The 2,841-nt window shown below is 56.4% G+C and carries 2 rRNA genes; both read right to left on the bottom strand.

What is annotated here, in order from left to right:
• A 23S ribosomal RNA gene (locus tag MHY29_RS11735) occupies nucleotides 1–629 on the bottom strand; the annotation flags it as partial.
• Between the two features lie 419 nt (nucleotides 630–1,048).
• Nucleotides 1,049–2,570, bottom strand: a 16S ribosomal RNA gene (locus MHY29_RS11730).
• Nucleotides 2,571–2,841: the final 271 nt, after the last annotated feature.

Here is a 2,841-nt window from a genome sequence, read left to right as displayed (position 1 = left end):
CGAAAGGCTCCGACGGTTTGTAGGCACATGGTTTCAGGTACTATTTCACTCCCCTCCCGGGGTACTTTTCACCATTCCCTCACGGTACTGATCCGCTATCGGTCAACAGGTAGTATTCAGGCTTACCAGGTGGTCCTGGCAGATTCACACGGGATTTCTCGGGCCCCGTGCTACTCGGGCGACCCTCCAACAGCGGCGGAACACATTTCAACTACGGGACTCTCACCCTCTACGGTCCAGCATCCACACTGGTTCGTCTATATGCCCGCACCTCACTGCGCCATGCCGGCAGACATGACAAGGAGGGGCCCACAACACCGCACACGCAACCCCTGCCGGGTATCACACGCATACGGTTTAGCCCCATCCGCTTTCGCTCGCCACTACTCACGGAATCACTTTTGTTTTCTCTTCCTGTGGGTACTGAGATGTTTCACTTCCCCACGTTCCCTCCACCCGGTCTATGTGTTCAACCGGGGGTCACACGACACGTCGTGCGGGGTTTCCCCATTCGGAAATCCTGGTCTCAACGTCCGGTTATCGACTCCACCAGGCTTATCGCAGATTCCCACGTCCTTCTTCGGCTCCTGTTGCCAAGGCATCCACCATGCGCCCTTAGAAACTTTCACACACATGAAAGTCCTCAAATGAGCAGTTATCTCTAACTAAAGATGTCATTCTCGGCATCACCGTCACGCTCAACGCAGCCACCCAGGGGGACGACCACACGCAACGGCAACAAAAATAAGATGCTCGCGTCCACTATACAGTTCTCAAACAACAGCCCCTCACCCCATCCACCACACACCAACATGCGCAGCTTCACCAGGCAGGATCAGAACAACAACCCCTCCGAAAAGGGGCGCCTGCTGTCCCAGGACCCAACAGTGTGCCAACACCAGCACGTAGCCACCAACCACATGCTTTCCAACCCGAAGGCGTACTCACATCCAGCCGGCACCACCACTGGCACCATTCATTGATGTTCCACCCATGAGCAACCCGCCATCACACACTCGGTGATGCAACGGGCACTGATGCTCCTTAGAAAGGAGGTGATCCAGCCGCACCTTCCGGTACGGCTACCTTGTTACGACTTAGTCCCAATCGCTGGTCCCACCTTCGACGGCTCCCCCCACAAGGGTTAGGCCACCGGCTTCGGGTGTTACCGACTTTCGTGACTTGACGGGCGGTGTGTACAAGGCCCGGGAACGTATTCACCGCAGCGTTGCTGATCTGCGATTACTAGCGACTCCGACTTCATGGGGTCGAGTTGCAGACCCCAATCCGAACTGAGACCGGCTTTTTGGGATTAGCTCCACCTCACAGTATCGCAACCCATTGTACCGGCCATTGTAGCATGCGTGAAGCCCAAGACATAAGGGGCATGATGATTTGACGTCGTCCCCACCTTCCTCCGAGTTGACCCCGGCAGTCTCCCATGAGTCCCCACCACTACGTGCTGGCAACATGGAACGAGGGTTGCGCTCGTTGCGGGACTTAACCCAACATCTCACGACACGAGCTGACGACAACCATGCACCACCTGTGAATCCGCCCCAAAGGGGAAACCGTATCTCTACGGCGGTCGAAAACATGTCAAGCCTTGGTAAGGTTCTTCGCGTTGCATCGAATTAATCCGCATGCTCCGCCGCTTGTGCGGGCCCCCGTCAATTCCTTTGAGTTTTAGCCTTGCGGCCGTACTCCCCAGGCGGGGCACTTAATGCGTTAGCTGCGGCGCGGAAACCGTGGAATGGTCCCCACACCTAGTGCCCAACGTTTACGGCATGGACTACCAGGGTATCTAATCCTGTTCGCTCCCCATGCTTTCGCTCCTCAGCGTCAGTTACAGCCCAGAGACCTGCCTTCGCCATCGGTGTTCCTCCTGATATCTGCGCATTCCACCGCTACACCAGGAATTCCAGTCTCCCCTACTGCACTCTAGTCTGCCCGTACCCACCGCAGATCCGGGGTTAAGCCCCGGACTTTCACGACAGACGCGACAAACCGCCTACGAGCTCTTTACGCCCAATAATTCCGGATAACGCTCGCACCCTACGTATTACCGCGGCTGCTGGCACGTAGTTAGCCGGTGCTTCTTCTGCAGGTACCGTCACTTTCGCTTCTTCCCTACTGAAAGAGGTTTACAACCCGAAGGCCGTCATCCCTCACGCGGCGTCGCTGCATCAGGCTTTCGCCCATTGTGCAATATTCCCCACTGCTGCCTCCCGTAGGAGTCTGGGCCGTGTCTCAGTCCCAGTGTGGCCGGTCACCCTCTCAGGCCGGCTACCCGTCGTCGCCTTGGTGAGCCATTACCTCACCAACAAGCTGATAGGCCGCGAGTCCATCCATGACCGAAATTCTTTCCAACACCCACCATGCGGTGGACGTTCCTATCCGGTATTAGACCCAGTTTCCCAGGCTTATCCCAGAGTCAAGGGCAGGTTACTCACGTGTTACTCACCCGTTCGCCACTAATCCACCCAGCAAGCTGGGCTTCATCGTTCGACTTGCATGTGTTAAGCACGCCGCCAGCGTTCATCCTGAGCCAGGATCAAACTCTCCGTAAAAAATTACAGAACGACGCGGGACCAGCCGGAAATAACCGGTCACCACGCCAATTCAATACCTGGCAGACCGTGTGCACATCGCACGGGGGTGCGGGCACAACGGTCAACCAATATGTGTTAAAACAATTGGCATCAACAAACTTGGCACACTATTGAGTTCTCAAACAACAGGCGCTTCCGGCCTCCCCACCACGCCATTCCGCGGTGCTTCGCTCCGGAGCAACTTCTCCATCCTAGATCATCCGATTCAGACTGTCAACACCATGCCGGC

Origin of the sequence: Micrococcus sp. ACRRV (genome assembly GCF_022346985.1) — a bacterium.
In the GTDB taxonomy this organism is placed as follows: Bacteria; Actinomycetota; Actinomycetes; order Actinomycetales; family Micrococcaceae; genus Micrococcus; species Micrococcus porci.
The sequence above is the reverse complement of the archived record's forward strand: the minus strand, read 5'-3'. Positions and strand labels throughout refer to the sequence as shown.